The sequence below is a fragment of the Luteibacter sp. genome (assembly GCF_051958795.1).
In the GTDB taxonomy this organism is placed as follows: Bacteria; Pseudomonadota; Gammaproteobacteria; order Xanthomonadales; family Rhodanobacteraceae; genus Luteibacter.
In genome coordinates this window covers 1-4,696 of the sequence record NZ_JBQCFT010000239.1, presented here as the reverse complement: position 1 = coordinate 4,696, position 4,696 = coordinate 1, and the positions used below count along the sequence as shown (strand labels likewise).

The window sequence follows — 4,696 nt, the reverse complement described above, 5'->3', positions numbered from 1 at the left end:
GCTTGCGCGCGATGGGTGCTAGCGACAAGGCCAACGCAGGCAGGGTAACGTCGACTGACAGCCGACAAGGCAAAGCCCTACACCTCTCCGAGATCAACACCCCTGCTCTTTCAAAGCACCTTCTGGCGCAATAAGCGCTATCGCCAGGAGCCCTTATATGCCTACCCACGTCGCCGACGCCCACCCGATCTACGACGCCCGCAACCCGACGCCATTCGCCCGAATGTCCGCCATCCTGGGTATCGACCTTCGGTCGCATGCCGATGCGGTGCGCCTTGCCCGGCACGGTGTACCCGCTGCCGTCTGGCGTCGCGCCGCAGACCGCATCGGCATTCCTGACGACCTTGTATGCGACCAGAACACTTCGCGCTGCGGCACGGTCGATGGAAAACTCAATGCCACCGAATCTGAGCGCTTGCTTCGCATCGTGCGGGTCTACGTCATGACTCTCGAACTGTTTGGAACCGAAACCGCCGCCCTGGAGTGGTTTCAGAAGAGCGCGGACTTCGTGAGCGATGAACCCCCTGAAAGCCCGATGACCCTGGCCAGCACTGACACCGGCGCTCAGCTCATCGAGTCCGTACTCTCGCGAACTGCTCACGGGTTTTTCTGATGCGTCTGTGGCGAATTTCTTCCTGGCGCGGGCTCGAGGGCATCGGTGGTTACCACAAGGATGGACGGTGGCACACACGGGGTCGCCCGGTAATCTACGCTGCGGAACACCCTGCGTTGGCTACGCTTGAGGCGCTTGCTCACCTGCGTCCGTCGTCGGCCAATATTCCACTCTCCCTGAAACTGATTGCCATCGACATAGGTGAGCACGCACCGCATTCCGAGCAACCGGATCTACCAGCGGGCTGGCAGGCTACTGAGACATCGACCCAGGCCGTCGGCGACGCGTGGTTAGCATCCTGTGGAGCGCTCGCGTTGCCCGTCCCGTCCGCTGTCGTCGCTCACTCGACCATCTATGTAATCAACCCTGCCCATCCGCAGGCTGCAATCCACCTATCGGAAGGTCCGGTGGAGGCATTCTGGTTTGATCGACGTCACCTCGCCTGACCCGCCTACTCTACCGAGCCCGGTGGCCACTCATTTCGGCACCAGCATTCTTCGGCAACAACGCGCACACCGGTGCCGCGATCAGCGAGATGAAGGTGACCACCAGGAAAGCCACGCTGAAGTCCGGCAACGCCGCATGCTCGCGGCCGCCCCACACCACGCTCACCTGCAGCGCCGCAGCCGCCACGCAGATACCCAGCGACAGCATCAGTTGCTGGAACGTCGTGTAGAAACTCGTCGCGCTAGAGAACCGCTCGCTTGGCACGTCCGCGTACGCGACGGTGTTGTACGCGCTGAACTGCAGCGACTGGAAGAAGCCCGAGAACAACAGCACCGCGTAGATGATCCACAGCGGCCAGTCCGGCCGGAACGCGGCGCAGAGCGCCACGCAGATCATCGAGAACACGCCGTTCCACACCAGCGTCGCGCGGAAGCCCCAGCGGCGCAGCACCGGCGCCGCGGTGGCCTTCATCAGCATCGCGCCCAGCGCGGAAACGAAGGTGATCACGCCGCTATGCGCCGCCGACAGGCCGAAGCCCAGCTGCATCATCAGCGGCAACAGGAACGGCACCGCGCCCGCGGTGATGCGCGTCAGCGAACCGGCGATCACGGAAAGCCGGAACGTCGTGAAGCGCATCAGCGTCATGTCGAGGATCGGATGCTCGACCCGGCGCGAATACAGCAGGTACCCGGCGCCCGCGACCATGCCTGCGATGATCAGCCCGGTCGAGCCGGCCAGCGACGAGGACCCACGGCTAGCCAGTTCCAGGCCGAACACCAGGCAGGACAGCGAGACGCCCGAAAGCACGAAGCCGATCCGGTCGAACGGCACGCGCTCGGTCAGGCGCACGTCGGGGATGTACTTCGTGGCGAGCCACATGCCGACGAGGCCGATGGGCACGTTGATGTAGAAGATCCAGCGCCACGACACCCAGGTGACGATGAAACCGCCCAGCGGCGGCCCGACCACCGGCCCGATCAGCGCAGGTACGAGCAGCCACGACATGGCGCTGACCAGCTCCGACTTCGGCACCGAGCGCAGCAGCACCAGGCGGCCGACCGGCACCATCATGGCGCCGCCGATACCCTGCAACAGGCGCGAGACCACTAGCAAAGGCAGGTTCGAGGCGAAGCCGCACAGGATCGAGCCCACAGTGAACAACGCGATGGCGGCGCGGAAGACGTTGCGGGACCCGTAACGATCGGCGATGGCGCCACTGGCGGGGATGAACACGGCCAGGCTCAACATGTACGAAGTCAGCGCCACGCTCATATGCAGCGGCGAAACATCGAAGGAGGTGGCCATGGCCGGCAGCGCGGTGGCGAGGATGGTGCCGTCCAATTGCTCCATAAACATCGCGCTCGCGATGATCAGGGCAACGGTGCGAAAGCCAGGGGCGGTGGTCATCCGGGGGAGCGCGGCGGAGGTGCGGCTAGTTTAGCAGGCCTGCCCATATGCGGTCGCTCCGGAACACCCGTTCTTCGCCGGAAAGCGGGTCTATGAAGAATAATTCACGCGCTAGCAGGCACATCGGCTCCGCGAAACCCGGCGCTTCCTCGCGCAGCTCGGGATAGAAGACGTCCCCGGCGATCGGCGCGCCCAGCGCCGCCATGTGCACGCGCAGCTGGTGCTTGCGGCCGGTGACGGGTTGCAGCCGGTAGCGCCAGAGCGTGTCGCCGCGCTCGATCACATCGATCGTCGTCCGTGCATTCGGTTCGCCGGCGACCTCCTGCATGCGGAAGAACGGCTCGCCTTTCTCCAGCCGGCTTTCGTGCACATAAGGGAAGCTAAGACCAGGCAGCGGCGGCGCCAGCGCCTCGTACACCTTGCCGATGCGCCGCTCGCGGAAGAGCCGCGTGTAGGCATCGCGACTCGACGGCCGCGCCGAGAACACCACCAGCCCCGCGGTCGCCCGGTCGAGCCGGTGCAGCGCGACGAGATCCGGGTTGCCCAGGCGCCGGGCGAGCCGCACCGAGAGCGTTTCCTCGACGTAGGCGCCCGCGGGCATCACCGGGAGGAAGTGCGGCTTGTCGGCGACGACGAGGTCATCGTCCGCATGGACGATCGTCTCCTCGAAGGGGATGGGCGCCTCGGCCGGGACCTCGCGGCGATAGTACACCGCGCCTCCGGCACGGTAGGGCGCCTGCGGATCGAGCGGCGCCTCGCCATCATCGACCAGGCCGCGCGCCATCCGCTGGGACCATTCCGTCAGGGGAATGGCGGGGAAGCGTTCGGCGAGGAAGGCCAGCACGGTCGGCCATGGGCCAGGCGGCAGTGCGACGCGGCTCTTGGGGAGATCGGGCATGGCGGTATTGTGCCCTCAACCCCACCGCAGGCAAGCCTGCGCAAGACGCCGCGGCCGTCGTTGCGCATATACTCATCACACCCGTCCCCACCCCGCCTTTGAGGTCGTTGCGCCCGTGATCGGCCGTTTCTTCAGGAAGCTTTTTGGCGGCGGCACGCCCGCGCCCCAGGCAAAGGCGGAGCATGCGTTCGTGGCCGTGGCGGTGGAGTATACGCGCGGGCCGGTCAACGCCATCGTGGCGGAGGAAGTGGAGGATCGCTTCTATCGCCTGCTGCTCGGCGTGGCGCCCTCGGCCGAGCCGGCGATGAGCGCGACCGAGCAGGTCGCGATCCGCCGTGTGCGTGATGCGTTCGGCGCCGAACGTTTCGATGTCAGCACCCTGCCCCGGCTGCCCTCCGTCGTGCCTCAGCTGATGCGCTCCCTGCGCAACGATGACACCAACAGCCGCATGCTGGCCGAGCAGATCAGCCGGGATACCGTGCTGGTCGGCGAAATCATCCGGGTGGCGAACAGCGCTTATTTCCGCACCGCGCGACCCGTCACCGGGCTGCCGCAGGCGATCACCCTGCTGGGCCAGAACGGCCTGCGCCGGGTGGTGATGCAGCTGGTCATGCGGCCTATCCTGCGCACGGACACCGACCCGACCAGCCGCGCCGCGGGCGACCGCCTCTGGGAGCACGCGGAACGCTGCGCGCGCACCTGCGTGTTCCTGAGCCGCCCGGCGGCCGATCCGTTCGAAGCCTTCCTGGCCGGGCTGGTCAGCCAGACCGGCGCACAGACCCTGCTGATGGAGCTGGATGCCGCGGGCCTCGCGCAGGAAAGCCTGAGCCGTCCGTTCATCGCGGCGGTGGGCCAGCAGATCGAACGGCTGTCGCTGCATGCGGCGCGCCACTGGCACTTCCCGTCGCGCGTCGTGCAGGCACTGGCCGAGCGCGCGGACCCCGCCGACGCCGGCGCACGCACCCCGCTGGGGCGCGCACTGCTGGCCTCCAGCCGAGTCGCCATGCTGGACGTGCTGGTGGAGAACGGCCTGGCCGATCCGGAAAGCGTCCTGCTGGCGACACCGACGCAGGGCTTCAGCCAGGAGCGGCTGCTGGCGGCGCGGGACGAACTGCGCGCACCGGCGGCTGCGGAAGCCTGAGCTGGTTGAAGGGGACTCCCGGATGTTGTGGGAGCGGGGGGGGGGGCCGGGGGGCGCGGCGCCCGCGCCCCCCCCCCGGCGCCCCCCGCGTCCTGTGTGTGGGGGGGGGGGGGGGGGGGGGGGGGGGCGGGGGCCGGCGGGCCCACCCCCCCCCCCCCCCCCCATCCCACAACATCCGGGAGTCCCCTTC

5 protein-coding genes are annotated in these 4,696 nt (G+C 67.6%); 3 read left to right on the top strand and 2 right to left on the bottom strand.

Annotated elements, in window-relative coordinates:
• Positions 1-157: 157 nt before the first annotated feature.
• A complete protein-coding gene (locus tag ACTHLF_RS11995) occupies positions 158-613 on the top strand; it encodes a hypothetical protein (protein ID WP_440327575.1) in 456 nt (151 codons plus the stop codon).
• Positions 613-1,059: an RES family NAD+ phosphorylase gene (locus tag ACTHLF_RS11990; RefSeq protein WP_440327574.1), complete on the top strand. Its 447-nt coding sequence runs from the start codon at positions 613-615 to the stop codon at positions 1,057-1,059. The genes ACTHLF_RS11995 and ACTHLF_RS11990 overlap by 1 nt, the downstream gene beginning before the upstream one ends.
• A gap of 10 nt (positions 1,060-1,069) precedes the next feature.
• Here the strand turns inward: ACTHLF_RS11990 and ACTHLF_RS11985 are convergent, their stop codons facing one another.
• Both ACTHLF_RS11985 and ACTHLF_RS11980 read right to left on the bottom strand, forming a co-directional pair.
• The gene (locus tag ACTHLF_RS11985; RefSeq protein ID WP_440327573.1) at positions 1,070-2,467 is read right to left on the bottom strand and encodes an MFS transporter; all 1,398 of its coding nucleotides are present in this window, start codon (positions 2,465-2,467) and stop codon (positions 1,070-1,072) included.
• A gap of 25 nt (positions 2,468-2,492) precedes the next feature.
• A complete protein-coding gene (locus tag ACTHLF_RS11980; protein WP_440327572.1) occupies positions 2,493-3,365 on the bottom strand; it encodes a pseudouridine synthase in 873 nt (290 codons plus the stop codon).
• Positions 3,366-3,480: 115 nt separating this feature from the next.
• On the opposite strand from ACTHLF_RS11980, the gene ACTHLF_RS11975 reads away from it, so the two are divergent.
• Positions 3,481-4,506 (top strand): HDOD domain-containing protein, encoded by a 1,026-nt coding sequence (locus ACTHLF_RS11975; RefSeq protein WP_440327571.1) that lies wholly within the window; start codon positions 3,481-3,483, stop codon positions 4,504-4,506.
• Positions 4,507-4,696 lie beyond the last annotated feature (190 nt).

Bases quoted from the DNA above. Each gene is read 5' to 3' on its own strand.
- ACTHLF_RS11995 (WP_440327575.1), top strand. From the start codon at position 158: ATGCCTACCCACGTCGCCGACGCCCACCCGATCTACGACGCCCGCAAC.
- ACTHLF_RS11990 (WP_440327574.1), top strand. From the start codon at position 613: ATGCGTCTGTGGCGAATTTCTTCCTGGCGCGGGCTCGAGGGCATCGGT.
- ACTHLF_RS11985 (WP_440327573.1), bottom strand. From the start codon at position 2,467: ATGACCACCGCCCCTGGCTTTCGCACCGTTGCCCTGATCATCGCGAGC.
- ACTHLF_RS11980 (WP_440327572.1), bottom strand. From the start codon at position 3,365: ATGCCCGATCTCCCCAAGAGCCGCGTCGCACTGCCGCCTGGCCCATGG.